27 protein-coding genes, 1 tRNA gene and 3 pseudogenes are annotated in these 25348 nt (G+C 56.2%); 17 read left to right on the plus strand and 14 right to left on the minus strand.

Going from position 1 to position 25348, the window contains the following annotated elements:
- The 5 genes and pseudogenes from GHO42_RS11220 to GHO42_RS11240 form a co-directional block, all read left to right on the plus strand.
- Entirely contained in the window at positions 1-360 is a 360-nt protein-coding gene (locus tag GHO42_RS11220; RefSeq protein WP_095024597.1) for a hypothetical protein, read from the plus strand.
- A 669-nt stretch (positions 361-1029) separates the two neighbouring features.
- On the plus strand, positions 1030-1254 hold the full coding sequence (locus tag GHO42_RS11225) for a hypothetical protein (protein ID WP_153326639.1): 225 nt from the start codon (positions 1030-1032) through the stop codon (positions 1252-1254).
- Positions 1254-1724 (plus strand): hypothetical protein, encoded by a 471-nt coding sequence (locus GHO42_RS11230; protein ID WP_153326637.1) that lies wholly within the window; start codon positions 1254-1256, stop codon positions 1722-1724. Before GHO42_RS11225 ends, GHO42_RS11230 begins: the two co-directional genes overlap by 1 nt.
- Before the next feature lie 173 nt (positions 1725-1897).
- Positions 1898-3060, plus strand: a protein-coding gene (locus GHO42_RS11235; RefSeq protein WP_095019831.1) for an IS3 family transposase whose coding sequence is annotated in 2 segments (ribosomal slippage) — positions 1898-2153 and positions 2153-3060 — 1164 coding nt in all. Because the reading frame shifts where the segments join, the coding sequence is not laid out codon by codon here.
- A 394-nt stretch (positions 3061-3454) separates the two neighbouring features.
- Positions 3455-3538: pseudogene (locus GHO42_RS11240) on the plus strand (colicin E5-related ribonuclease); the annotation flags it as partial.
- A gap of 26 nt (positions 3539-3564) precedes the next feature.
- Here the strand turns inward: GHO42_RS11240 and GHO42_RS11245 are convergent.
- From GHO42_RS11245 to GHO42_RS11255, 3 genes are read right to left on the minus strand one after another with little or no spacing between them, the layout of a single operon-like run.
- Entirely contained in the window at positions 3565-4761 is a 1197-nt protein-coding gene (locus GHO42_RS11245; protein ID WP_095018460.1) for a CynX/NimT family MFS transporter, read from the minus strand.
- Positions 4748-5209: a nucleoside deaminase gene (locus GHO42_RS11250; protein ID WP_095021140.1), complete on the minus strand. Its 462-nt coding sequence runs from the start codon at positions 5207-5209 to the stop codon at positions 4748-4750. Before GHO42_RS11250 ends, GHO42_RS11245 begins: the two co-directional genes overlap by 14 nt.
- Before the next feature lie 19 nt (positions 5210-5228).
- A complete protein-coding gene (locus GHO42_RS11255) occupies positions 5229-5888 on the minus strand; it encodes an ankyrin repeat domain-containing protein (protein WP_095000032.1) in 660 nt (219 codons plus the stop codon).
- Positions 5889-5997: 109 nt separating this feature from the next.
- On the opposite strand from GHO42_RS11255, the gene GHO42_RS11260 reads away from it, so the two are divergent.
- From GHO42_RS11260 to GHO42_RS11270, 3 genes are all read left to right on the plus strand, one after another.
- A complete protein-coding gene (locus GHO42_RS11260; RefSeq protein ID WP_095038871.1) occupies positions 5998-6891 on the plus strand; it encodes a LysR family transcriptional regulator in 894 nt (297 codons plus the stop codon).
- A 168-nt stretch (positions 6892-7059) separates the two neighbouring features.
- Complete coding sequence (locus GHO42_RS11265; RefSeq protein WP_095000034.1) at positions 7060-7503, plus strand: nuclear transport factor 2 family protein; 444 nt, start codon at positions 7060-7062, stop codon at positions 7501-7503.
- Between the two features lie 161 nt (positions 7504-7664).
- Positions 7665-8612 (plus strand): LysR family transcriptional regulator, encoded by a 948-nt coding sequence (locus GHO42_RS11270; protein ID WP_153326635.1) that lies wholly within the window; start codon positions 7665-7667, stop codon positions 8610-8612.
- Positions 8613-8660: 48 nt separating this feature from the next.
- Here the strand turns inward: GHO42_RS11270 and GHO42_RS11275 are convergent, their stop codons facing one another.
- The 3 genes from GHO42_RS11275 to GHO42_RS11285 form a co-directional block, all read right to left on the minus strand.
- The gene (locus tag GHO42_RS11275; protein WP_153326633.1) at positions 8661-9764 is read right to left on the minus strand and encodes an alkene reductase; all 1104 of its coding nucleotides are present in this window, start codon (positions 9762-9764) and stop codon (positions 8661-8663) included.
- A 130-nt stretch (positions 9765-9894) separates the two neighbouring features.
- Positions 9895-10665, minus strand: a complete 771-nt coding sequence (locus GHO42_RS11280; protein ID WP_153326631.1) for a class II aldolase/adducin family protein — start codon at positions 10663-10665, stop codon at positions 9895-9897.
- A 51-nt stretch (positions 10666-10716) separates the two neighbouring features.
- The gene (locus tag GHO42_RS11285; protein ID WP_095021135.1) at positions 10717-11556 is read right to left on the minus strand and encodes a TauD/TfdA family dioxygenase; all 840 of its coding nucleotides are present in this window, start codon (positions 11554-11556) and stop codon (positions 10717-10719) included.
- Positions 11557-11769: 213 nt separating this feature from the next.
- Here GHO42_RS11285 and GHO42_RS11290 point away from each other — a divergent pair, with 213 nt between their 5' ends.
- Positions 11770-12432, plus strand: coding sequence for a TetR/AcrR family transcriptional regulator (locus GHO42_RS11290; RefSeq protein WP_095000039.1), 663 nt, complete (start codon positions 11770-11772; stop codon positions 12430-12432).
- A gap of 178 nt (positions 12433-12610) precedes the next feature.
- On the plus strand, positions 12611-14200 hold the full coding sequence (locus tag GHO42_RS11295) for a tannase/feruloyl esterase family alpha/beta hydrolase (protein WP_153326628.1): 1590 nt from the start codon (positions 12611-12613) through the stop codon (positions 14198-14200).
- Between the two features lie 80 nt (positions 14201-14280).
- On the opposite strand, the gene dusA is transcribed toward GHO42_RS11295, so the two are convergent.
- Complete coding sequence (gene dusA, locus GHO42_RS11300) at positions 14281-15291, minus strand: tRNA dihydrouridine(20/20a) synthase DusA (protein ID WP_095000053.1); 1011 nt, start codon at positions 15289-15291, stop codon at positions 14281-14283.
- Between the two features lie 101 nt (positions 15292-15392).
- Between dusA and GHO42_RS26295 the strand changes: the two are divergent.
- Positions 15393-15506 (plus strand): annotated as a pseudogene (locus GHO42_RS26295) (integrase); the annotation flags it as partial.
- A 115-nt stretch (positions 15507-15621) separates the two neighbouring features.
- Here GHO42_RS26295 and GHO42_RS11305 read toward each other — a convergent pair.
- From GHO42_RS11305 to GHO42_RS11315, 4 genes and pseudogenes are all read right to left on the minus strand, one after another.
- Positions 15622-16191: a DJ-1/PfpI family protein gene (locus tag GHO42_RS11305; RefSeq protein ID WP_095032358.1), complete on the minus strand. Its 570-nt coding sequence runs from the start codon at positions 16189-16191 to the stop codon at positions 15622-15624.
- Between the two features lie 165 nt (positions 16192-16356).
- Positions 16357-16443 (minus strand): annotated as a pseudogene (locus GHO42_RS26075) (transcriptional regulator); the annotation flags it as partial.
- 224 nt (positions 16444-16667) lie between these two features.
- Positions 16668-16952 (minus strand): helix-turn-helix domain-containing protein, encoded by a 285-nt coding sequence (locus GHO42_RS11310; protein WP_095018471.1) that lies wholly within the window; start codon positions 16950-16952, stop codon positions 16668-16670.
- A 161-nt stretch (positions 16953-17113) separates the two neighbouring features.
- Positions 17114-17443 (minus strand): type II toxin-antitoxin system RelE/ParE family toxin, encoded by a 330-nt coding sequence (locus tag GHO42_RS11315; protein ID WP_095018472.1) that lies wholly within the window; start codon positions 17441-17443, stop codon positions 17114-17116.
- A gap of 754 nt (positions 17444-18197) precedes the next feature.
- On the opposite strand from GHO42_RS11315, the gene GHO42_RS11320 reads away from it, so the two are divergent.
- The 3 genes from GHO42_RS11320 (at position 18198) to GHO42_RS11335 (ending at position 20638) form a co-directional block, all read left to right on the plus strand.
- Positions 18198-18548 carry a DUF6124 family protein gene (locus tag GHO42_RS11320; RefSeq protein ID WP_095018473.1) on the plus strand — a complete coding sequence of 117 codons (351 nt, stop codon included), beginning with the start codon at positions 18198-18200 and terminating at the stop codon, positions 18546-18548.
- A 133-nt stretch (positions 18549-18681) separates the two neighbouring features.
- Positions 18682-19578 carry a serine hydrolase gene (locus GHO42_RS11325; RefSeq protein WP_095018474.1) on the plus strand — a complete coding sequence of 299 codons (897 nt, stop codon included), beginning with the start codon at positions 18682-18684 and terminating at the stop codon, positions 19576-19578.
- A gap of 511 nt (positions 19579-20089) precedes the next feature.
- Positions 20090-20638 carry an AAA family ATPase gene (locus GHO42_RS11335; protein ID WP_153326626.1) on the plus strand — a complete coding sequence of 183 codons (549 nt, stop codon included), beginning with the start codon at positions 20090-20092 and terminating at the stop codon, positions 20636-20638.
- Positions 20639-20764: 126 nt separating this feature from the next.
- Here GHO42_RS11335 and GHO42_RS11340 read toward each other — a convergent pair whose 3' ends face one another.
- Complete coding sequence (locus GHO42_RS11340; protein WP_153326624.1) at positions 20765-21601, minus strand: endonuclease; 837 nt, start codon at positions 21599-21601, stop codon at positions 20765-20767.
- A gap of 396 nt (positions 21602-21997) precedes the next feature.
- Here GHO42_RS11340 and GHO42_RS11345 point away from each other — a divergent pair, with 396 nt between their 5' ends.
- From GHO42_RS11345 to GHO42_RS11355, 3 genes are all read left to right on the plus strand, one after another.
- Complete coding sequence (locus tag GHO42_RS11345) at positions 21998-22510, plus strand: GNAT family N-acetyltransferase (protein WP_133145142.1); 513 nt, start codon at positions 21998-22000, stop codon at positions 22508-22510.
- 87 nt (positions 22511-22597) lie between these two features.
- Entirely contained in the window at positions 22598-23068 is a 471-nt protein-coding gene (locus tag GHO42_RS11350) for an anti-virulence regulator CigR family protein (protein ID WP_153326622.1), read from the plus strand.
- Between the two features lie 274 nt (positions 23069-23342).
- Positions 23343-23417 (plus strand) — tRNA-Gln (locus tag GHO42_RS11355).
- Positions 23418-23581: 164 nt separating this feature from the next.
- Here GHO42_RS11355 and GHO42_RS11360 read toward each other — a convergent pair.
- On the minus strand, positions 23582-24439 hold the full coding sequence (locus GHO42_RS11360) for a GNAT family N-acetyltransferase (RefSeq protein WP_153326620.1): 858 nt from the start codon (positions 24437-24439) through the stop codon (positions 23582-23584).
- A 53-nt stretch (positions 24440-24492) separates the two neighbouring features.
- Entirely contained in the window at positions 24493-25212 is a 720-nt protein-coding gene (locus tag GHO42_RS11365) for a murein L,D-transpeptidase catalytic domain family protein (RefSeq protein WP_095000062.1), read from the minus strand.
- Between the last annotated feature and the right edge of the window lie 136 nt (positions 25213-25348).

A 25348-nucleotide genomic window follows, 5' to 3' on the forward strand; every position in this document is an offset into this window, starting at 1 on the left:
ATGAGTGAATTGTTGCAAGCCGTGGCTCTTTTGTTGCCTATTAAAATTGAAAGAGTATTTTGGGATGGCGATACTTTGATGCTTTTTTCGGCGGACTGGAGCTTTCGGACTGAGAGTGCGTGGCGCGTTTCTAAGGGGCGGGAACTGCTTTTCGGTTGTTGGGATGACGACGCCCTTGACCATGTTTCTGATCTTTTAGGTTTGTCTATTATTGAGGTGGGTTGGCTTATTGATTCTCAGCCAATCGATCCATTTTTCAAATTGTCTGATGGCCGCATCTTGAATGCATTTTGTTCGTTATCAACTGAGCCTTGGCTGATGGAGTTCTCGGACGGGGCCGTTTATTTAGGTAATACTTAATGCTATAAGATTTTTTTGGTGCAAAAGGATCGGCAATTGCTCTCCAGAATTTCGGTGGACGCACTAGTAACGTACTGATCGCTACGACGGGTGAACCTATCAACAAAGAAGGCTTGACTAAAGCTGCTAGAGCGCTAACAAAGCATGCTTGGTGTGGAGGGCATAAAGACGGTGCTGATCAATGAGGTGTTGCACGATGTCAGAGTCCGCTCATTTTTTATGGTTGGTGATCTGTTTTGTGAGTTCTTGATATTTTTTAAGTTGTGTGATTCAGGCTGGGTCTCATTAACAGTTAGCGAGGGAGTGTCAAAGTTTTTTAAAGCTGGATTCAGATCTGGAATTGCTGAAGCTGTCTGAGATAAATGATGAGTTTGCGTATCCAATCAAGTCACTAAGTGGGGTTGATAAATACCCGGGGTTGAAATTATTGCCGGTATATGAGTATAGGATAAGTGATGTAGGCGAAGTCCGTGTTGGCGTTTATTTGGGTTTCGGAGGCTGCGGTCTTAGCGTGACTGAGTCTGATGAGTGTCTGTCAGTTACAAAAGGTGTGGTTAAATTTTCAGATAGTAAAATTTCACTGCATAAACTAATAGTTTAGTTGGTGCAAAACCCGGTAAGCACGTTGAGGATTTTGGCGGCAACGCGGCTAGCCCAAGAGATCGTAAAATGGTACTCGATAAAATTTATGACGTTGGAGGTAATCCTGAAAAGGTAATCCCCGGGACTTTTGCTGGGCAAGGTGTAAATGGCGCACGAGGTGATGTGTTTTTCAGAGTTAAGGGTAATGATGTGGTTGTTACCAAGCCTGATGGAACGTTCGTTACTATACTGAAGGATGGGGTAGCTCTGAATCCATCTGTACAGAGTGCATTGAAGGAGGGCATCAGGTAATGAACTCTCCTGAGCTTATGATTACCTGGATGTTAACAGTGCTCGGGAAGAAATTACTGTCAGTAAATGCTCTATTCCATGTTTTCTGTTTCGAGAGGGATTCTGCCCCTCAAGAGGTTGGCCTTCTATTCGAACAGTCTGAGTTTGGGAGGCTCTATGGAGGGCCTGATGGTGCGTCTCTCTGTTTTTCTTTGAGTCCGATTTCAAACTGCGATTTAGGTGAATACGGTAGGCAAGATATTTTTTGTATCTCTGGTGAGCTTTATTTCTCCGATGTTGTAGGACGGAGGTTGGTGTCAGCATCACTTGTGCAGTCCTTAGCAGAAGACATAGTGGTGGGCGTTGCTCTTTCGTTTGATAACGGTTTTTGCCTATCCATTTTAAACTTAGGAGATGAGCTTTTTATCTATGATGAGATCCCAGAGGAAATAGTGATCAGTGAGGGGCTGAGCCTTATCTCTGTGAGTTGATGGGGGCAAAGAGGCATGTATCCTTGCTAGCGTCAAAGGCAGTCCTTCCGAAATCAATGCTCAAGGTCAAAAAATAGCTGATGATATTCTGAGTAATCCCGCGTCGACCTGTAGTGGTCTAATGAAACCGGACACCCTTTTAGGCGAGAATGCTCGCCAGATCGAGGTGTCAGATGACCAAACAACGCCGTACCTTTTCCGCTGAATTCAAACGCGAGGCTGCCGACCTCGTGCTCAAGCAAAACTACAGCTTCATCGAAGCCAGTCGTTCACTGAGTGTTGGTGAGTCGGCGCTGCGCCGCTGGGTCGACCAGCTTCAGCAAGAGCGCACCGGCGTCACGCCCCAGAGCAAGGCCCTGACACCAGAGCAGCAAAAAATCCAGGAGTTGGAAGCTCGGATTGCTCGCCTCGAGCGCGAGAAATCAATATTAAAAAAGGCTACCGCGCTCTTGATGTCGGAAGATCTCGAGCGTACGCGCTGATCAATCAGCTAAGCGTCCATGAGCCTGTTGACTGCTTGTGCGAGGCGTTTGAGGTCGCTCGTTCGGGGTACTACGCGCATCGTCTAAGGCGGCGAACACCAGATGTTGAGCGGCTCAGGCTGCGTAGCCGAGTGAGCGAGTTGTTCACCCAGGGCCGAAGTGCTCCCGGCAGTCGAAGCATCACGTTGATGATGCAAGAAGAAGGTGAGCAAATTGGACGGTTTAAGGTACGCAGGCTGATGCGTGAGCTGGAGTTGGTCAGCAAGCAGCCAGGATCACACGCCTATAAAAAGGCCACAGTCGAGCGGCCGGATATCCCAAATATATTGAACCGAGAATTTGATGTCGAAGCGCCCAACCAGGTCTGGTGCGGCGACATCACCTACATCTGGGCACAGGGGAAATGGCACTACCTTGCGGTTGTCATGGATCTTTACGCTCGCCGAGTGGTGGGCTGGGCGTTATCAGAAAAGCCGGATGCAGACTTGGTGATCAAGGCGTTGGATGTGGCTTACGAGCAGCGTGGCAAGCCGCAAGGCCTGCTATTTCACTCAGACCAGGGATCCCAATATGGCAGCCGCAACTTTCGCCAGCGGCTGTGGCGTTATCGCATGCGTCAGAGTATGAGCCGCCGAGGAAACTGCTGGGATAATGCGCCGATGGAGCGGGTTTTTCGCAGCTTGAAAACAGAGTGGATACCAACCACTGGCTACATGACCGGCCACCAGGCTCAGAGAGATATTAGCCAGTACCTGATGCATCACTACAACTGGATCCGACCTCATCAATTTAACGATGGATTGGCCCCAGCGAAAACGGAAGAAAAACTCAAAACCGTGTCCGGGATGAGTTGACCACTACAACCGTAACCTACAAAGACTCCGGGAGGTTTGGGAAAGCTATAGATGTAGTTGCTCCCGACGGAAGGGGGCTTCGCTACGATGCGAGTGGGGGATTTATTGGTCTGCTGGAACCACCGAAGCCATGACACATCTATCCTCTTTGATGAGCAGCCCTCCAGATCGAGAAAATTTAGTATTCGAAATCTGGATGGACGCTGATCAACTAGCTGAAGTATCCCACGAGCCTGGAAGATCAGCTGAGATAGAAATATAACCGTCTGCTAAAGACGGGACTTGGAGTTTTGAGCTTGAAGAATTTATGTTTCTGTTGAATCAGGCAGTTGAAAAAATTAAAATAGTTATAGTTAAGAGGGTGCAAAAGGAATATCTATAGCAATCGAGTCAAAAAATTGCCGGTCAAATGGGTAAACGAGGATGGACGGAAAATGCTATCCAGTCTGTAATTGAAATCCAGCAAAAACTATTGTGACGACAGATCTTCGTTTTGATTGCATTTCAGGCAGCTGCTTGAATGATTCCGCCACAGCGTATATTACTCTGCGGGCTGAAAATCCGCGTCAGTAGCAGCATTGCAACAACCGCCACAACCAGAACCCACCAGGCAGTAACAAAACTCCCCGTGAGTTCGCGAAGCCAACCCGTCAGCCATGGCGATACCGCATTGACAAGAAATCCCGCGCCTTGCACGAACCCTGCAAGCTGAGCGGCTTCGCTGGGTTTGCGGCAATGGTCCAGGGTCAGGATCAGGCTCAGGGCGAAACAGGCACCCAGGCCAAAACCAATCAAGGCCACCCACACATACGGCGATTCCAGCGGCCACATGACCAGTCCGCTATAGCCCAGTGCCTGCGCTCCCAGGCTGACCGCCAAGAGCGGGCGCCTGTCCGTGCTGCGGTGGGCCAGCGCAGGCATCACCAGCGCAGCCAGTACCTGAAAAATGGTCATGAACGCCAGAAGCGAGCCGCTTTGTGCTGCACTCCAGCCCATCTGCAAATAGTAGGCGGGCAACCACGCCACCATGCTCATATAGCCACAGTTGACGAGGCCGAAGTACAGCGCCAGTAACCACGCGCGCCGGTTGCGCCACGGGCGCATGGCTGGCTCGCCCGCCGTTCGGGCACCGCTGGCAAAGGGCAATAAGCCCCACAGCACCAGTGCGACCAGAGCAGGCGCAAGCCAAATCCCCAGTCCGGCCTGCCAATGGCCAAAATGGCCGGCCACCAGCGGGCTGACGAGTGCAGCCAGGCCGCCGCCGGCCATAAGGGAGGCGGAGTACACCCCTAAAGCCAGCGCAACCCGCTGCGCAAACTGGCGCTTGATCAGCGCCGGAACCAGCACCTGGATCAGCGCAACCCCGGCACCGCCCAACAAGGCCGTGGCCATCAGGGTTTCTGCCTGATCGGCAGACAAGCGCCACAGGCAGGCGCCCAGGATCATCGACAAGCCCAGGGCCACGCCACGGCGCTCACCCAGGCCTGCCTGCAGGCGTACGCCGAGCAAGGCCACCAGACCCATGCAGATCACTGGCAGGCTGGTCAGCCAGGCACTGCTCTGGAAACTCATGCCCGTGTCATGACGTATCTCAAGCAACAGCGGGCTGATGGAGCTGAGCAGCGGACGCAGGTTAAGCCCCAGCACCACCAGCAATGCCCAATTGGCGAACACCCGCGCAGGGTGTTTATCCAGGCTCATGGCAGGCTTTCCAGTCACTATAGATCTCGACCATGGCCGGTTGGGGTATGTGTTGTATCGCCAGTTTCTGTTCGCTCAACGGCAGCGCCAGTTGCTGATAAATCGCTGCCGTAGACAGCCCGAAGGGTTCCCCTTGCTGGTTGCTGGCGGCATACACCACTCGGGTTACGCCACACAGGTGCATGGCACTCAGGCACATGGGGCAAGGCTGGCCACTGGCATAGATCACGCAACCCTCCAGGCGCGGGCCCAGTTGCTGGCTGGCAGCCCGTATGGCCAAGAGTTCTGCGTGTGCAGTCGGATCCTGGCTGATATGGAGGGTGTTGACGGCCTCAACGATCACCTGGTCGTCTTTGACCAGTAGCGCAGCAAAAGGCCGGCCACCGCCGGCAACGTTGCTGGCGGCCAGGGCCACGGCGCGTTGCAGGTAAAACTCATCGCTATGCATAACAACTCCAGTGTGTGATTCAGTGCGCGCCGGCATCACGCAGCAATTGTGCGGTCACGCCCTGGCCGCGCTGCTGCGCTTGTTGCAGGGGGGTGTGGCCGTCGCTGTCCGGCAGGTTCAGGTCGGCACCGGCATTGATCAGCTGGGTGATGATCTGCTGATGCGCCGGGCCGCCGTCGGAGAGCACGATGGCTTCCATCAGGCAGGTCCAGCCCAGGCGATTGACATGGTTCAGATCAACCCCTGCTGCGATCAGCAGGCGTACCGTTTCAACATGTCCGCGCTCGCATGCCGGGATCAGGGCGGTGCCGCCATAGCGGTTGGTACTCTGCAGATCGGCACCGTGAGCCAGGGTCATTTGCAGGATTTCGTTACGCCCACTGGCGCCTGCCAACAGATAGGGGCTGTCACGCATCAGGTTCTTCTGGTTGACGTCGGCCCCGGCCTGGATCAAGGCCCGGGCGATTTCGATCTGGTTCGATCGGGTTGCCAGCAGCAGCGCGCTGCTGCCATCCAGCGCCTGTACGTTGAGGTCCGTGCCTTCACTGATCAGTTGCTGGACCCTGTCCAGTTCGCCGTCGCTGACGGCATTGAGGAGTGTCTTGTCGCTTGCCATCACCGCTCCCATTATCAACAGCGCGACCGTTAGCAGGCCGCATTTGCGTGTCAGGCTGCCCATGGTTGAGCCCTCTTTTACATCCCGTGAAAAGCCAGTATGGTCAGCGCAGCAGGTATTCTGAAATTAAATATAGCCATGCCTTTAAGTGGCAATGTGAATGGTGAGGCGGATGCTTGATCCCATACTATTACGCAGTTTTGTCGCGGTGGTGGACTGCGCCAATTTCACCCGGGCGGCGCAGCGTCTGCATCTCACCCAGTCGACGGTCAGCCAGCAGATCCGCCGTCTGGAGGACAGCCTTGGCTGCAAGCTGCTCGACCGCGAACAGCGCCGGGTGATTGCCACCCCTGAAGGTGAGCGCCTGCTGGCCTATGCGCGGCGCATTCTGGCGCTTGATCAGGAAGCCCGCGATGTGCTGTTCAACCAGGCCAGTGAGGGGGTGTTGCGCCTCGGCGTGCCTGAAGACTTTGCTGCAGAGCGCTTGATGCCGATCCTTTCGCGGTTCGGCCTGGAGCACCCGGGAGTGCGCCTGGAAGTCACCAGCGGGTTGGGGCCTGAACTGATGCGGCTTTATCGCCAGGATGAATTCGACCTGTTATTGGTCAAGCAGATGGGGCAGGGCGATGATTGCCTGGCTTGCTGGCCCGAACCCATGTGTTGGGTCGACAGCCGTTCAGCGCCCGCACTGGGGCGCGAGCCCTTGCCGCTGGTGGCGTTTCCGGTGGGCGGTTTGTACCGCAATGAAATGCTCCATCACCTTGAAGTGGGGGGATGGCGCTGGCGCATCAACTACTCCAGCGCAAGTCTGGCCAGTGTCTGCGCCGCCGTGGCGGCGGGCCTGGGTATCAGCTTGTTGCCGTTGCGGGTGATCAGCCCGGAACACAGGGTGATTGATGCCGGCAGCGGCCTGCCGGATATCCAGGGGGTATTTCTGGCGTTGTATGGGCAAAACGGTCTGAGCCATGCGGGCAAATTGCTGCAATGCCAGCTGCTGGATCTGTGCCAGACGCTTGCTAACGATGAGCAGGCTGGTGAACGAGCCCTTCAAAACGCGGCCAGTTGAGTGAGAGTGAAACAATTTGATCCTGTGATTCCAGAATGTTTGGAATTTGTGGGTGATTATCTTGTGCTGGAACATGACTAAAGTAGAGGTTTTACAGGTCAGGAGCTGATTGTCCTGAGCAGCCCAGCGCCTTCACAGGCAAGCCAGTTACTACAGAGGTCACAGGTTATGGATACCAAACTCAAAGCGTTGCTTGATCGCGAAGAGATTCGCAATCTCAGAACCCTCTATGCACATCACCTGGACAGCAACACTATCGACGCCCTTGACGAAGTGTTCTCGGCAGATGCGGTGGTGGAGGTTACGGTCGGCAAAATGACGGGTATAGATGCCATCCGCAGTGGCCTCAATGATGCCTTCAAACTCTTCGATCGCGACCACCAGGGCAGTTATCCGTTTCTGCATGCGATCGCCAACCACTGGATCAAGTTGACCGGGCCCGATACCGCGCAAGGGCGTTGCTACCTGATTGATTTCGAGACCGCATCCAAGCCTGATCCGAACCCGCTGCTGTTGCTCGGGCTGTACGCCGACACGTACCGGCGTATCGATGGCGAGTGGCGCATCACCCATACCCGCCTTGAAGTGGTCTGGCCTGAGCGTGCAGCCTGATCCAGGGCCAGCTCCGAGGATTGAGCATGAACGATGCGCCTTTATCCAGGGCGCATTTTTGTTTGCGCAGAAGGTAAGCCCCGGGGTTTTACCCCTCTATTACTGCATGGCTTTGCTATTGTTCAGCTGCAGATCCTTAAACTTTAGCCTTGGACGCCATAATGACGGGCAACCCATTTGACGGTATTCGTGAGTTTGTGTCTGCGGCCCAGTCACTGAGCTTTACAGCGGCAGCCCTGGAGCTTGGCGTGACCAGTTCCGCCGTTGGCAAGAGCGTGACTCGCCTGGAGGCGCGCCTTGGCGTCAAGCTTTTGCATCGCACCACCCGGCGCCTGAACCTCACCAGCGAGGGTGAGGCCTATCTGGCCAGTTGCCTGCGGGTAATGGATGAACTGGCCGAGACCCAGGGCTTTTTGACCACCGGCCAACAGGAACCTGTCGGTCGGTTGCGGATCGATCTGCCGGCGGCCTTTGGTCGCCGACATATTTTGCCGACCTTGATCGATATGGCGGTGCGATACCAGCAGCTCGATCTCTCCATCAGCTTCAGTGAGCGGCTGGTGGATATCGTCAATGAGGGCATCGATCTTGTGGTCCGAATCGGTTCATTGAAAGATGACGCTGAAATAGTGGCCCGCAGGCTGGGCAGCCAGAGCCTGTTGATTTGCGCGACCCGCGAATACCTGCACAGGCATGGCACGCCCCAGGCACCGGCTGATCTCCTGCAGCATGACTGCATTGTCGGCTGGCGCAACGGCACTCGCAAAAGCTGGATGCTGGTGGATGAAAAGGGGCAGACCAACGAGCACGACGTGCGGGTCAAGCATGAGATGGGAGACGGTGAAATGTTGCTGGACATGACACTGGCCGGGGGCGGCCTGGCCCAACTGCCCACCTGGCTGGTGCAGACGCCTATCCAGCAGGGGTTGCTGGTGCCCGTACTTGAGCAATATGCCGGTGCCGAGATGCCTATTCACGTGATCTGGCCACGCACGCGCTACATACAGCCCAAGATCAGAATGGTCGTCGATGAACTGCTGGCACTGGCCCGACGCGATGCCGGGATTTTTCGCCCGGATCAGGGCGTGCCCAACCCCCAGGGTTCATGAATGCAGCGCCTCAAGCTCCATGACGTGAAGCGCGGCAGCTGAATACCGTTACAGGTTCGGCGAGTGGAAGGGGTAATCGACATAGCCTTTTTCGCCGCTGTTGCCGTAGAACGTGGCGCGGTCCGGGGTTGCAATCGGCCAGTTATTTTTCATCCGCTCCACCAGATCCGGGTTGGCAATAAAAGGCCGCCCAAACGCGACCAGGTCCAGGGCGCCTGATTCCAGTGCGGCTTGCGCCGACTCGCGATCAAAGCCGCCAGCGGCAATCAGTGTGCCTTGATACGACTCGCGAAAAGTCTGCGCAAAGCCTTCGGGCATGCGCTCGGCGCCAATGGTTAATTGATCGCTCAAGTGCACGTAGGCAATGTCGCGTTGATGAATGGCGTGAGCCACCGCGACCCAGGTCTGGGCTTCGTCATCAAACGGCGCCATGTCGAACAGGCGGCCAAACGGCGAGATACGCACGCCAACCTTGCCACGCCCAATGGCGTCGGCAACCGCATCAATGGTTTCCAGCAGCAGGCGAATGCGGTTTTCGATTGAGCCGCCATAACGGTCGGTACGATCGTTTACACACGGATTGATAAACTGCTCGAACAGGTAGCCGTTGGCGCCATGAATTTCGACCCCGTCAAACCCCGCCTCGATAGCCCGGCGGGCAGCCTGAACAAAGTCATTTTTGATCGCTCCGACTTCTTCGGTCGACAGCGCGCGCGGCTGGCTGGCCTGGATCGGGCCCGGTTGACCGTGCTCGTCATAGGCATAGGTCATTGAGTTGGCCGCCACCTTGTTGCTGGATGACACCGGCGCACCGCCGTCCGGTTGCAGCGTGGTGTGGGATACCCGGCCGACATGCCAGAGCTGGGCGAAGATCTTGCCGCCGTCCTCATGCACGGCCCGGGTGACGTGCTTCCAGCCTTCCACTTGTTCCTGATTATAAAGGCCGGGGTTGAACAGATAGCCGCGGCCCTGGATGGAAACCGGCACACCTTCGCTGATGATCAGGCCGGCGCTTGCACGCTGGCGGTAGTAAAGAACCGTCAACTCGTCAGGAATATCGTTCAAGGCGCGGGCACGGGTCATGGGCGCCATCACGACACGATTGTTCAGTTCCATTCCCGACAAGGTGTATGGAGAAAACAGCATACTCATAGGGCAGGGACCTCCGGTGTGGGGCGCTGCGTGGCGCCAGTCCGGGTCAATATACGGTGATATTGATCCCGGATAATCGGCCCTAGATTCCAAACATTGCGGAGTTGAATTCCATAATTTGCGGGGTTAATTACTCCAGAACAGTCGGATCGCGGCGGATTACTTCCCGTGCCATGGCTTCCCACAGAAACGGGAAACCGTTGGCATCGGTGCGCTCTCCAGTGGCGAGGGCGACATGGGCAGGGAGCGGCGCGCCGCCACCGAGTGCCTCTACATGCCAGGCCAGACGGCTACGCCACTCCAGTGTGATCGCGCGCAAATGGGCCTGGCGAATGCCATTGGCCACCACCAGGACGCCGTGGTTGGCGAGCATGGCCCATTTCTGGGCTCCCAGTGCCGTCACTACGGCGCGGCCGAGGACGGTGTCCTCGACGGTACCGCGATATTCGTCGTAGAGCACCGGGTCGCTATCAACCAGGGCGGAGGTCTGGTCGTAAACCGGCGGGATGCGCCCCGCGGCTGACCAGACGCCTGCCCAGCGCGGGTGGTTATGGATGACCACCTCAACATCATGGCGCGCGGCATGTAAATCCATATGCAGGTTGATCGCCGGGGTGATGTTCCATTCGCCTTCGATGACCTTGCCGGTCTGGTCGAGGCGCAGGATGTCCGAGGCGGTTACTTCGCCCCAGGTGAGCTCCCAGGGGTTGGCCAAATAGGTGCCATCGTCCTGCTTGACGGTGACATGACCGGCAATATGGTCGTTATAACCCTCTCGATACAGCACCCGGCACAGCAGCGCCACGCGTTGGTGCGCAGTCAGTTCGGGCAACAGTGCATACCGGCCTGGCCTGGGAATGTAGCGGGCCAGGAGGTCGTGATTAAGTTCATCGTTCATCATTCTGGTGTGCTCCTTTGCAGCGGTTGTGATCCGTGAATGTTCCTTCAGAACTCACGCCTGCAAGGGTTCGCGGGCGAATACCGAGGTGCGCTGCATGCGCCGTTGATGGGGTTGGTAGTCCAGAATGGCGTTGTGCAACACGCTTCGGTTGTCCCAGAGCACCATGTCACCGACACGCCAGCGATGGCGAAACCCGAATTGCACGTGCTGGCAGTGCGCGTGGAGATAGTCCAGGATCGCGTCGCTTTCAGAGGGGGCCATACCTTCGATATGGGTGGTGTAGGTCGGGCTCAGATACAGGGCTTTGCGACCGGACACCGGGTGCTGGATCACCAGCGGGTGCAGGTGGCGGCGGTTCATCTGCACGACCTCGGCATAGCGCTCATGGCTGACGACGCTCTGGCGCAGCGCTGCCGTCATGGGCCCGTTCATGTCGTGCCAGGCGCTGAGCCCGTCGAGGTAGTGCTGCATACGCCCGGACAGGCTGTCATAGGCCGTGGTCATGCTGATCCAGCACGTATCGCCGCCACAGGGGGGAAGGATCTGGGCGTGGGTCATGGTGACAATCGGCGGGTCGGGCAGGAAGCTCTCGTCGTGGTGCCACATATCCGCCCGGTCACCCAGCCTGGAGTCGATCACGGTGATCTGTTCAAAGCCTGCGCCCAGGTTGGGATAGAACGTGTGAACTTCGGGCTCGCCGAAATATCGTGCAATGGCCAGGTGTTGTTCTGGCTGTAGCCATGGGGCGTGCAGTACCAGGGCTTCATGTTTGACCAGCGCGGCTTCCAGTGCCGCCAGGGTTTGCGGCTGAAAAACAGTGGCAGGATCCAGGTCAAGCACTTCGGCGCCCAGGTGTGGGCCAAGGGGCTGGAGGGTGAGTGGTGAAGGCATGGGCAATCTCCCGGCAGGCTGAAATATCCGATCTTATAGAGGGCGTATCACTACACGTTTGGACGATGTCCGAGCGTCTCCAAAGATCATACTGACGTCATCAGGGTTGAGATATTCGCATTCTGCGGGCATCTGATTGTGTATTTAACCTACTGATATAAAAGGAAAATATCTGAAATTAAGAACAGCAAAAAATACTCCGCTCGGGTTCCCATGAGCAAGCCAGCCGATGACAATACAAAGGGTCTGATGCCTGCGCTGCGCAAGCGGCCGGTGCAATCCCGCTCACGGGCACTGGTCGATGCTGTTGAGCAAGCCTGCCTGCAGATTCTGGATGAAGCAGGAGAGGCGGCGCTGACGGTCGCCCGCATCGCCGAGGTATCTGGTGTCGCGGTCGGCTCGATCTACCAGTATTTTCCCAGCAAGGATGCCATCGTGGCTTTGCTGTACGAGCGTGTGCTCGACGAAGAGTCCGAGCAGCTGCTGAAGGTACGGGAAAAGTTGATTGGCGTGCCCCTGAAGTCGGCGCTGGAACAAATTCTGGCCAACATCATTCGCGTCGAAACACGCTTGTTCAGGCTGAACAAGGTGTTTCATTTGCGCTATCACTCGGCCTTGCACCTGGGCATGTGGCGCGGGCCATACACCACCACCGGGGAATTTATCGAAGCGACCTGGTTGCCGCTGCTGCAGTTGTATGAGGATGAAATATCCACCCAACACCCGGCCATGGCCGCTTACCTGCTCGGGCAGGGGCTGCGCAGTGTTATCCGCTCGGTACTGGAAGACATGCCAGACCAGCTTGAATCCAGGGCGCTGCTCGATAGCCTGGTGGCCATGGCCATGGGGTGCCTGCGGCCTTGCACGCGGGAGTGATCTGGCGGTCGGCCCGCTGTTGCGGCTTCGCACGCCGAGCAGTTGCGGGCGCTACACGGATCACCAGTCAGCTTGAAACAGCCAGTTGCACCTTGACCTTCTTTATCCTGCAACTAAGGTCGTGGTAGTGCACCCACCGCGCAGCGTCTGTTCTTGAGCGTGATCCGAAGGCAGGGATATGCAAATTAATCACCCATGTTCAGCACTACGCCCGTTTCTCCGGTACGCAGCCGTCAGCTTGCTGGCCCTGGCTATGGCAGCGCAAGCCCGTGCCGAAGACACCTGCAGCGCCCTGGCCGCCAGGGCCTTGCCCGATGCGACCATCACCGTGGCCGAGGCCATTGCCCCCGGGCAGTACCCAATGCCGGAAAACCCGCTGACCCGATTGGCGAGTTTCTCCGGCATGAACCCGGCAGGGCGCCCCGCAGTCGGGCCAAACCCGGCCTTTTGCAGGGTTGCTGCCACACTCAGGCCCAGCAGCGATTCAGATATCAAGATCGAAGTCTGGTTGCCGCTCAATGGCTGGAACGGCAAGTTACTGGGTGTCGGCAGTTTTGGCTGGGGCGGAGCGATGATGTACCCGGCCATGCTCGCCGGGCTTGAGCAGGGCTACGCCACGGCAGCGACCGATACCGGACACGACAGCAGTACTGAAGAAGGCAAGGGCGGGCAGTTCGCCCTGGGCCACCCGGAAAAACTGATCGATTATGCCTGGCGCGCCGACCACCTGATGACGGTACATGCCAAGGAACTGATCAAGGCCTACTACGGAAAACCGGCCAGCCGGGCGTACTGGATAGGCTGTTCGCTGGGCGGCCTTGAAGGTCTGATCGAAGCCAGGCGCTTTCCCGATGACTACGATGGTATCGTCGCCGGTGCGCCGCCCAACCCGCTGGTCAAGTTCAATGCCGCCCAGCTCTGGCCCGGCTGGTTGCTCGGTCGTCACCGCGATGTGAACATGACCAAGGCCAAGCTCGAGATGGTCAGCAAGGCGGCGCTCAAGGCCTGCGCCACGCCCATTGGCCTCAAGCAGGGGTTTATCGACGACCCGCAGCATTGCGATTTTGAGCCTGAACAATTGCAGTGCAAAGGCACCGAGACAGCCGACTGCCTGACGGCGGGGCAGGTAGAGCTGATGCAGCAGCTCTATCGAGGGCCGATCAACCCGCGTACCGGGGAAGTGATCTTTCCTGGCGTGGCCAAGGGCAATGAAAACCTGCTCGGTGATTTTGTCGATGGCCAAGCGTTCCCGGTGGCCCTGGACCTGTTCAAGTACGCGGCTTTCCAGGATCCGGACTGGGACTGGACGACCATGGACTGGGACAAGACCGTGAATGAGGCTGTGAACAGGCTCGGGCCCTTGTTGCACGTTGACTCCAACCTCACGGCATTTTTCGACCGGGGGGCAAAGCTACTGCTTTATGTGGGCTGGAACGATTTTCATAACGGCCAGGAGCTGATCGACTACTACCAGTCACTGCTGCGCGATTCGGGCAAGGCGGCCCGGGCCTCGGCCCGGCTGTTTCTGATCCCGGGCATGGGCCATTGTTACGGCGGTGCGGGCTGCGACACCTTTGACAAGTTGGCCATTATCGACAATTGGGTGGAGCACGGCGTAGCACCGCAGCGCATCGTCGCTTCGAAAATTGAAGACGGCAAGGTTGTGCGCACCCGCCCGCTATGTGCCTGGCCGCAGGCCGCCCGTTACGCGGGCAAGGGCGATATCGACAATGCCGACAGTTATGCCTGTGTCGAAGTAACGCAATAGTGGTGCAAAAAAACAAAGGCCTGCATGAGAAGTCTCATGCAGGCCTTTGTGTACCTTGCGCCGGCGCTATTGCGCTGGTTTCAGCGGCCTACCAGCAGTTCTGCGGCCTGATCCAGTAATGCCAACGGGTCCTTGGCCTTATGGATATCCACCGACAGCAGTTGACGAAAGCGCCTGGCGCCAGGGAACCCCTGGCCCAGCCCCAAAATATGACGCGTGATATGGTGCATTGAACCACCCGCGGCTATATGCGCTGCGATATAAGGCCGCAACAGCGTGAGCGCCTCTACCCGCGAAATGACAGGGGCAGAACTGCCAAACAGACGTTGATCGACCTCGGCCAGAATATACGGGTTGTGATAGGCCTCGCGGCCGAGCATCACACCATCAAACACCTGTAAATGTTCCTGGCATTGCTCGAGGGTCTTGATCCCGCCGTTGAGAATGATCTCCAGTTCAGGGAAATCGGTTTTCAACTGCGCGGCAACGTCATAGCGCAGAGGCGGGATATCGCGGTTTTCTTTAGGCGACAGCCCTTCGAGAATGGCAATACGCGCATGCACGGTGAAACTGGTGCAGCCTGCATCACGAACCGTACCGACGAAATCGCACAGTTGTGCATAGCTATCGCGGCCGTTGATGCCGATACGATGCTTGACCGTGACAGGGATAGCGACCGCATCGCGCATGGCCTTGACACAATCGGCCACCAGCGCCGGATGCGCCATCAGGCAGGCACCGATCATATTGTTCTGCACCCGATCGCTGGGGCAGCCGACATTCAGGTTCACCTCGTCATACCCTGCATCCTGAGCCATGCGTGCGCAAACGGCCAAGTCAGCCGGAACACTCCCTCCCAGCTGCAAGGCCAGCGGATGCTCAGACGCGTCATGACGCAAGAAGCGCTCGGCATCACCATTAATCAGCGCACCCGTAGTGACCATTTCGGTGTACAGCAAGGCGTTTTTGGATAGCAGACGCAGAAAAAACCGACAGTGGCGATCTGTCCAGTCCATCATGGGGGCAACAGAAAACCGCCGAGACAGCGCAGCCCCTGTGTTTACTGGCTTTGAAGCAATATTCTGTACCATTGTGCTCTACGTTTTTGCAGCGATTTTAGGGGGTAAAAGGGCGTATTTTGAAGTCGACTGGTACAATTTACCAATCAAAACAACAATTGTACCAGGCGATCATGGCCACTATCCGAGCACGCAAGCGTACTGACGGCAGCATCAGTTACACGGCACAAGTACGCCTGTTTTGCGATGGGTTGCAAGTCTACCAAGAGAGCCAGATCTTCGCCCGATAACAGACGGCCTGGCAGCTTTGGGTCGATTGCGGGACTTTGCAACAGGCAGCAATCGGACAGATGCAGCCACTCGAACAACATAACCTGAGCGCTGTTTTGCAGCGCCAAACGGTCACTTATGTTCCGCTGCCAACATTGATCTGAACTGGGAAATACTCTCTGAAGATAGCCCGGCACCTTCGAACACTGCGCAGGTGAAGCTAACGGGGGCAGGGCCTGGAGCGGTTATGATGCGGTCTGCAATCACCGCTATCGGACTGTTTCGATAAAACCCGTGACCTTCATAACCTGCAGCATTCTCTTGTAAGAAATTAGCACTGTTTGAGGTATGTGGAGTCTTGTCGAGAAGCCCGGCCCTCGCAAGTGCCAGAGTTCCCCCACAGATACCGGCAATCGTCGCTCCACTTGAACGACTGGCATGAAGAAAGTCTCGAATATCCGGTGCTTCTGCACGTTCCCAGACCATTCCCCCGATAACGACCACAACATCCGGTTTCCAGTCCAGGCATTGTTGCAAGTTACTATCGATCGTTACAGGCAGCCCGCCCTGCGAGTGGATCTGTCCCGGAGCAAAAGCGAAAAACCTGACGTCGATCCCGTAAAATGGGGACGCAGTTCCAGCTATAAAAGCATATTCCCAGTCAGCAAAACCGGGGCTCAGTAGTAAACCTATGCGTGCCATCAGTCAGAATCCTCCATGAATGCCAACACCCTATGGCGACAATAAATGGATATCAAGGGCTGCTTTGGGTCGGATAGCAGTCGCTCGCAAAAATCTGCTCTCTACCTATATATGCCAGGACTCAGCCTCGACGTAGCGGGCCAACGCACGTTTGAGGTGGTACTAACGGTCGCGGTCGGTGGCTTGGGACAACTGGTCGAGCTGCTCCACGAGCGCCTCTTCAACACAGAATGACAACACGGGCGGTGCCATGATGGAATCCTCACTCTTGAGTGTATACAGCGTATACGGGTTCTAAAGCTGCACACCCAAGTGGCTGATGAGAACAGAGGTTTCTTGTAGCTTCAGACAAACGCACCGGTGTCTCTGCAAACTACCTGCGATAGCTTATTTTCGTCCTTGGGTGCCATTAAAGCGAAAAAAGGCCAGCCACATCATGGCCAGCCTTTTTGCTTGCTTGAACCACCACCTGAAAATCAGGCTGCCTTGTTACTGATGCGAACTTCGAGTTCCAGATCTGCACTGGCCAACATATTCACCAAAGCATCCAGAGAAAATTTTTCAATTTTCCCCTTGAGCAAATCATTCAGCCTTGGCTGAGTGATATGCAGCCGCTGGGCCGCTTCTTTTTGCGATACATCCCAGGTTTTCACTACCCGCCTGATGGCTCGCATCAACTGAGAACGGACACGCAGGTTCTCGGCTTCTTCTGGCGTATCAACCAACGCATCCCAGACACTGGTAGGGCGTTCGTTTGACATACACTTTTCCTCTGATCAATCACTTGCTTACTAATTTTTGGACAACTGTTTTGCTACAAGTTCTTTTAAAAAAGTGACAGGTGTACTTTTTTTGAGTCGGGTCATAGCTAGGGCTTTACCCCTTCACCGTTGGTAAAGGGGATCGCCACGCCACCCTACGCTCAACCCAGCGATTTGTATCGGGTTCTACCCAGATCCAAATCACGCTTTTCCGTCTTTTGAGTTGTCTTGCGGAAGGCATGCAACACATAGATTGCTTCCGGCCGATTGACCACATAAAACACGCGAAAAGCCCCATCATCACATGCAATCCGGATTTCCTGAACACCCTTGCCAACGGATTTCATTGGCTTGAAGTCGTCAGGCTCTTCCCCTTCCTGCAGTAGTTCTAGCTGAAAACCTGCTCGCTTCCTAGGCACTTCAGGGAAGTCCCGCAGGTCTTGCAAGCTACTTCCAACCCACATGATTTCCTTCATTTCTCGGTTGGGCATCGCTGCACCTCCGTCTTATCAAACATTTTATGCATCTGAAAGTAGTCATCGGTCGCTTCCTCTCTGGTCAAAAATCGAACAGGCATGTTGCTCGTCTCACCTACGGATTCGCGTGTGCGAATCCACGCCTGCGAGATAAACATTATATCTGTTTTGATATAAATACAAGGTCATCTCTCATCACTGTTTTGCAGACATCAAGAGGTGGGGCCATCATGCATGCGAAATGCTCCCAGTGAGGCTACGAGTCCTTGTGCGGCTCATTTCCACGTTGGGATGCGGTCAGCCGCTTACTGACGGTGCTGGTGAATCTGTGTAGGGATTTATTCAGATGTTGGCGAATGCCAGTTTGTCGAGTGGGCTTCATTCCTGGACATTCATCCTTTGTAGGGCCGTTGAACATTGGAGGTGAGCTTACCGAGAGATATTCAGGAGTTTCGTACGACGTTTCGCTTTCCATCTCGCGAATCATCCGAGAGAATCCCGTTCGCTTGCGCCTGCTCAAATCGGGGAATAGTCTCGGCCCATCGCTGCAAAATCAGCGATCGGGTTTAGTCGCCCGTAGTGAAATCAGGCGCACAGCGCCACCTCAGAGAGGCGTTTTTTTGCCTCCGGTTTTTGGTGGCCGTGCGCAGGGCGCCTTCGGGCGCGCCGGGTTCCTGGTTTCTCCGGTCGACTAACCTGCGTACGGCTGCCACCCATTCGTTTGGTCGCGATAAGTGACAGCTCCTCTTAGAAGCCAGGAGTTAACGGTATGAAAAAAGTTGTCCCCGATCCCCCCTCATTGACCCTGCAAGATGCTGAACAGTGCGATTCACAGTCGCTGGACCGTGCGGCCGTCAGGCGTGCGCTCGATTATTACCTGCACGACCATAAGCCTGCTCGCCCCATAAGCACGGCTATATTTGCCATCCCGGACAGTGTCAATTCAGAAGCGGCTTTGGCCCAAGCGTCAGACTTGTTGCGCTGTGCGGTTGCTTCGGCGAGTGAGGCGGGGGATGGTTTGTGCGGGCTCGCGCGCGACCGGGTGTTGTCGGTCATGCATCTGGTGGAGCTGGCCAGGGCGTATGTCGATAAATCGCTGGACGGTGTGGCGATGCACTGATGCAGCACGCGCCTGGTTGGCGGCAGGCGCGTTATTGATCTCTGGGTATATTGGGTACTTTTCTAAAATCGCGGCAAGTTGATCGGAGCCTCCCTAGGTAGCTGACAAGCTGCCCAACAATACAAGGAAGTCAATGCTGAGTTCACTGGTATCAAATGGTCAGCAACCAACGTCGGATCAATCAGAACTGGTGGTGCCTTGGTGGAGCTTTACGAAGACCATCCTGGCTGTAACCGCCCTGTCATTAGTACGTGATGGGCGGATCGGACTGGACACCCCGATACCTGATCAGCCATTCACGTTGCGCCAACTGCTTAGGCATGAGGCAGGGCTCGCCGATTATGGTGAACTTGCAGATTATCACGCCGCCGTTGCCAACCATGAGGCTGCATGGTCAGCAGACGAAATGATGCAGCGCCTTGATGGCGCTCGGCTTCGATATACCCCCGGAACTGGATGGCGCTATTCCAATGTGGGTTACCTTCTCATAGGCAAGCTAATTGAACAGCTGACTGACTTGTCGCTTGAAGAGGCAGTGGGTCGATACGCACTGACGCCTTTGGGGCTCTCGAGGGTTCGCTTCGCTAAAACGCCAGCAGACTTACAAGATACCCACCTTGGAAATACATCAAATTATGACCCCGGCTGGGTGTATCACGGCTTGTTAATCGGCCCCATTTCGCAAGCCGCACTCTTCCTGGACCGACTTTTCGCAGGGCATCTGCTCCCCACAGGCTTGCTCCAGGACATGCAGATAGCAAAGGCATTGGGTGGTTCGATTCCAGGACGCCCATGGATTACACCGGGATACGGCCTGGGTTTAATGCGGGGTTCGATCGACGGTGGTTTTACCCTTTGCGGACACACAGGGTGCGGGCCTGGCAGCGTCATTGCCGTTTACCGTATCTGCGACGGCGACACATCGGCCTGTTGCGCTGTTTTCGGCGCAGGCACCCGTGAAGGCACCGTCGAAACCCTCGCCGCCGAGCAACTGATACAAGTTTTGCGGTCGGGGGGTAAAGTCGTCTGAGTCCTTCGATGTATTGGCCGGCGATCCGCTACTTATCGTGGCGCAGCTGGCGGCTCAAGGTCTGCAGCATCTCTATATTGACGGAGGTCAGGCCATCTAGGCTTTCCTCGCTGCGGGATTGATCAACGATATTACTATTGCGCGCATTCCAGTGTTGTTGGGCAAAGGAATTCCCTTATTCAGCCAGTTGGGTGGTGAGCTAAATTTAAGCCTGATTGACTCCTCAACGTCTGATAACGGATTTGTATAGAGTCGTTATCAAGTGCTCGCCCAGGCTTGCTCAGTTGACAAAACAGGATCTGATTGCAGTGCTTCTAGAGATTTGATGACTGCCCGCACGTCATTTGGTGCATAGCGACGTTCAAAGTCAGGTCGTAGCTAACCGACCCACATTTGCAGGCGCTGGCCACCACTGGCTCGATGTCTCGAGGACGTTCTTGCTCGGCTGCCACATCAGTGGGGCACTGTTAAGTTATCGGAGATGGCAAAGTTTTAGAGTGGCTGAAACGAAATGACAAAAGAGACGGCACGTTACATCTTGATCACAGGCGCGGCAGGTACCGGCACCACAACCTTGGCGGATGCTTTAGCTAAGGAACTGAGCGCAACTCACCTGGAAGCAGATGATTTTTTGTGGCTGCCCAGTAACCCGCCCTATCTGCATCTGGCAGACAAAACGCTACGAGGAGAGCGCTTGCTACATGAAATGCGCTCTCATGACCGTGCAGTGGTTGCCGGATCAGTAATGGGCTGGGGTCAACCGCTTGAGAGCGAATTTGATCTTGTGGTGTTCCTTTATCTTCCGGTTGAACTCAGATTGGAGAGGCTAGAACGTCGAGAGGTAAAACGCTTCGGTCAAGCAAAGCCGGAGTTTCTGGCTTGGGCAGCTCAGTACGATGAGGGGGGCGTCCCTGGACGTAGCCTGGCCAGGCATCAGGAATGGCTGTCTGCGCTTACCTGTACGGTCTTAAAGCTTGAAGGGGACATGTCTGTTACAGATCGGGTGCGGCAAATACGGGATGCAGTCGACGGACTGAAGCACACACCGTCAGTCATGTGAACGTGTGTTGGCTGTAGGCTTACGTCCAGCTTGCCAAGCGAGTGGAAGAGATGGGCCAGTCATTCAGCGGCACATTAAGGCAGTCAAAAAGCTCGAGGCAGTTATCCTGGATCGGCGCGTTCGCAATCAAAGCATGATGATTGCCGTGCTCTCGAGCAATACGGGCCGCACCAGAATTTTGTAGCAGTCGGCATCGAATGCCTGCCCTGTCAGTCTGGGGGCCAGTCTGGCTTCAGACTCGCAGGTATAGGTGCCGATATAGCGCCAGCTGTCCACGACGTGGTACTCCTCGATCTCGCCATGCTGCTCGTGCAATGCGATTGCGCCTGGATAGGGCCAGTGATGCACGGCCCAGCGTTCCAAGGCACTCAACAAGCGTTGGGTATGCGCCTTATGGCTTTCTGCCCCTTTGCAGGCACCGGCGCACTTGCCTATCTGAGCCCGAAAGCAGCCCCGTCCCGTTGATTTATCCAGGCCCAGCAGGGTGTGGCAGAGCCGGTGCTCGTCCGCAATCTGCATCAGGGCTTCGGTGGCCATCCGCCGGTTACGGAAAAGCCCGTACAACTGTGGCCCGTCGCAGATCGTGGTGGTGTCGATGATTTCCAGTACCCCGTCGACAATCCGCAATGAGCACAGACGCTGTTGACGACGAAGTCGCTTGTTCTTCAAGGGTTGCAGTTCTTTGATCAGGCGGGACTCCAACAGCAGGGCACCGATTTCTCCTGCGGTTTGCTGGTACTCGATCCGTTGTGTCTGGCGCAGCATTCGGGCTTCTTCCGGCGCGCGCAGGTGGGAAAGCAGTCGGCTGCGTATATCGATGCTTTTACCGATATAGAGCGGCATGGACTCGCCAGCAGCGTAAAAGAAATACACCCCGGGTGCTCGCGGGGCGGCCTCGACCTGAGCGCGCAGGTGGGTCGGGTATGTATAAACAAGGTCGGGGCGAGCAGTAGGGGCGGGCATGGGGTGCACCTTCAAGGTGGATCAGTAGGCCTATGTACCAAGCATGGCCAATTTCAGTTCGGGGCAATGCAATTGAACACCTCGCCTCGTGGCTTTTACCAATAGTCCAGGCGTGATGTGCCAGAAGCTCGCTCAATGCCTGACGCGTCAGGGTATTCAATGTCACGTATTACTGCTGTTTGTACCACGGGAGTGCTACAAAACACATCGCAAGAACGCCTTGCTCTACGAGGATTGATCAACGGGAACAGTTATTGCTTGAAGGGCTGAGGGCGGAGGGAAATGCAGACCGCGCAGATTTGTGTGCGCTGTAAGGGTGCGTAAGTTAATCAGGAATTGCGTGTTTTCGAGCGCAAGCAGTTGACCTACTCAGAACAGTTTATAGGGAGCTATCGCTTGGAAAACCTGGTCATTCGTCATGCGCAACTAACGGATGCGACGCAGCTCTGCAATGCCGAGCGTGAAACGGCCAAAACCCCCGGTTTGCTTGTCTCGCGGCCAAGTGAGTTTAACACTGCAGCCTTTGAGCGAAAAATTATTGCCCTGAAGGATGATGGCCTTTACCTGGTGGTTGAATGGAATGACCAGATTGTCGGGCATGCTTTGCTTGAGCCAATGGGGCTTGAGGCCTTTAAGCACGTTATGAGCCTGACTATCGTTGTGCATCCCGACTATGTGGGGCAGGGTATCGGCCATGTGTTGATGACGCGCTTGTTGCAGTGGGCCGGGGATCGCCCGGGGCTGGTAAAAGTCGAACTGCGGGTGCGTGAGGTCAATCGCCGTGCGAGGCACCTTTATCTGAAGTTCGGCTTTGTGGAAGAAGGTCGTCTTGAAAAGCGTATACGCCTACCCGATGGCAGTCTGATCGCGGATATCACCATGGCCTGGTTCGCACCGGAGCACAGCTGAAGCAGCACTGGGTGGCAGCTTGATGCCCTGACGAACTCAAGCTGTCGTCTATAGTCAGAGGACCACCCTTATTCTGAGTCCTCGACCATGCTAACGCCTCGTTCACTGATTACAGCCATTACGTGTGTTGCGCTTGTTTGTGGCCCGGTCACTGCCTCGGCCGATCCAGGTAACGGGAACAGTAAAGGCAATGACAAAGGCGGTCAGCACTATGACCAGGATCATGGCAAGCAAGGTGGCCAGGGCAATAAAGGTAAGAAGTCAGGCGGTGACGACAGGGCGCATGGCCCGAGTATCAATCGTGCAGCCACCCTTGAAATCATTCACGGGCATAGAGATTACTGGAGCCGAAGCCAGGCGCTGCCGCCCGGCATCCAGAAGAATCTGGCGCGGGGCAAGCCGCTGCCGCCGGGTATTGCCAAAAAGCTGGATGGCCGACTGGCCAGCAGGCTGCCTCATTACGAGGGGTACGAATGGCAGCAGGTGGGCACGGAGTTGATTCTGGTCTCCATTGCCACCGGGTTGGTTTATGAGATTCTCAATGGTGCCTTTGATTGATGTGACGCCGTTGTGTCGATCAGTGCCTGAAACTCCGGGCTTATCCCTCGCCTAGACCCGGGAAAAGCCCGGCCAGCCGGGGCAATGTGCCAGTGTTTCTCACTAAGTGGCTGTTTTTGAATAAATTTATTTAAAAAGTGCTTCCCATATCCTCAGAGTGCGGGTATATTTGCGCTCGTTCTCACAGCGAACCCTTACAGGTTCACGGCGATTGGCAACATTCGCAAGCTGCAAGGACGTTAAATGAATGCCAGGCATTCATCGCAACAACTACAGGGGCGTCGCCAAGCGGTAAGGCAGCAGGTTTTGATCCTGCCATGCGTTGGTTCAAATCCAGCCGCCCCTGCCATTTTCCAGATCTTGTCCAGCATCGGGCAAGAGTCTCCAAGCACAGCGTCAACGCCGTTCGGCCTGACGCAACCTCGCTAGTCACCCATCCCATACCAATTAATACCACTGTCTTTTTCTTGCCAATCCGGTTTGTGGCGGATCAGTCCTGCGCGTTTCTGCAGCTCAACCCATTGCCTGTGAAAGCAGTGCGTACTGGTGAACACCTTCAGTGGATTGCGGGGGTGTGCCGAGGGCCATTTGGCTCACCCGGTCTACTGGGCCCAGGCCGGCCCGCGTCAGCCATTCACACAGACCGCTGTTATGTGGCACATCGATACGCACAAACTGGCCAGGGATCCGTGAGAGCAGGGTGGCGATCAGGTGCCTGGCCTGCCGGGGATTTTGGGCAATCACCGGGCCAATGCAATGGCCCTTTCCGGCGCGGCGCAACAGGGCAAACGCCTGTAACTGGCCACCGCACTCGATACCGGCCGTGTGTTCGATAGTGTCGTGCAGATGGGCGAAAATGGCACTGCGATCCAGCCCGCTGCCAGCGTTGGCCAGTGCCAGTTGCCGTGCCTGATCCTCTGCGTTGAGGCTGCGGCAGTGTTCGTCTGCGGCCAGCGGTTCAAGGGCCATACATTGTGCCGGGCCCTGGCGCTGCTCGAGGGTGCCGAACTCGATAAAGCCCTGGCTCAGATACAGCGGTGCGCCTGCCGCCGAGGCATTGAGGATCGCCGTGGCCGGCTTGCAGGCCTCGAGCGCCAGCTCCATCAATCGGCGGCCAACACCCTGGCCCTGATAATCGGGGCTGACCACCACCAGGCCAATGGTTGCAAACGCACCTTGTGGGCAAGCGAACGCCGTGCCGATCAAGCGCTCACCTTCGCAGGCCGCAAAGCCTTTGCACACCCGGTGCAACAACGCCCAGTCTTCCAGGCGATGGGGCCAGTTCAGTTGCGCGGACAACCTGTGGGCGGCGGGCAAGTCGGCCCGGATCATGGCGCGGTAAGTGAAGGCAGCCTGTTGCGGCGCGGGCATGATGAAACTCCTGGAACATGTGCGCACTATCTACAGGTATTGCCGCCGCGCTTTCAACCCCCGTGTGCGACCTCATGCCTGGCCGACATGATGCTCGCCACCTGACGTGGCTGGCAGTTGAGGTAGGCCGAGGATTGCAGCCATTGCTGGTCGGGGTACCAGGCAAACATGAACTGGCCATTTTTGAGTTTATCTACGACCTGACGCGCCACTTGCGGGCGGACCGCCGGGCAGCCGAGGCTGCGGCCGATGCGGCCCTGGGTTTTGCTCCACAGCGGGTTCACGTAATTGGCGGGGTGGATCACGATCGCCCGTTCACGGGCCTGATCATTGATGCCGGGCTCAAGGCCGTCCATGCGCAATGAGTAACCATGGCTGCCCACATAGCTTTCCTGGGTGCTGAACAGGCCGAGACTGGACTGGTTGCTGCCTTCGGTATTGGAGAAGCTGGTGGCGAAGTTCTCTCCGGATTGTTTTCCGTGGGCCACCAGATCACGCAGAACCAATGTCTTGCGGGTCAGGTCAAAGATCCAGAGACGGCGAGCGGTTGAAGGTTGCGAGAAGTCGATTACCGCCAGATGCCGAGCCTGTTTGGCTCCGTTATTGACCGCGCACTGCATGGCGCTGAGGGCACTTTTCAGGGCCTGGGGGTTGAGTTCCGGGGCGGCATGGCTGAGCTTGTTGAGCAAGAGCGGATTAGCAGCGTAGGCAGTAGTGCAGGTTGCGCTTAAGGCGATGGCTGCAAAGCAAAAACGGCGTAAAAAGTTGAGCATGATTTGCGTATTCTCGATGGAGTCAGACCAGTAATGCTGCGCCGATAACTTGGCGCTTGGGTTTTAACTGCTAGCCTGTGGGTTTGCCGTGACCGCTGATTGAGCTGAAGTTAAAGATGACGGCCCATAATTGGAG

Origin of the sequence: Pseudomonas sp. FSL R10-0056 (assembly GCF_009600105.1) — a bacterium.
Classification (GTDB): Bacteria; Pseudomonadota; Gammaproteobacteria; order Pseudomonadales; family Pseudomonadaceae; genus Aquipseudomonas; species Aquipseudomonas bubulae.